This window comes from Streptomyces sp. SP17BM10, from assembly GCF_036322405.1.
Lineage (GTDB): Bacteria > Actinomycetota > Actinomycetes > Streptomycetales > Streptomycetaceae > Kitasatospora.
This window is the reverse complement of the sequence record NZ_JAQYXB010000245.1, coordinates 1-340: the sequence shown is the minus strand read 5'-3', so window position 1 is coordinate 340 and position 340 is coordinate 1. Positions and strand designations below refer to the sequence as shown.

At 62.1% G+C, this 340-nt stretch carries 1 protein-coding gene; it reads left to right on the top strand.

Annotated features, from left to right (window positions below):
* Window positions 1–340: hypothetical protein (locus PUR71_RS40900; protein WP_329924364.1), on the top strand; the 340-nt coding region annotated here is incomplete at both ends.

The window sequence follows — 340 nt, the reverse complement described above, 5'->3', positions numbered from 1 at the left end:
GTGGTTGTGTTGTGTTTTTATTTCTGGGTTTGGGGGGTTTTTTTTTTTTGGGGGGGGGGGGGGGTTGTTTGGTTTTGTTTTTTATTTTTTTGTTTTTTTTGGGGTTGGGGTGGTTGTTTTTTGGGGGGTGGTTGGTGGTGGGCCCCCCCCAACAACCCCCACCCCCCCCCCCCCCCCCACACGCTCAACCCCCCCCCCCCGCCGGTCACCCACCCCAACCATCGCACCCCCCCCCCCCCCCCCCACCCCCCAAAAACACCCCACACCACCCCCCAAAACACAACCCCCCCCCACACCACACACCCCCACCCCCCCAACACCCCCCCAACAACCAACCCCC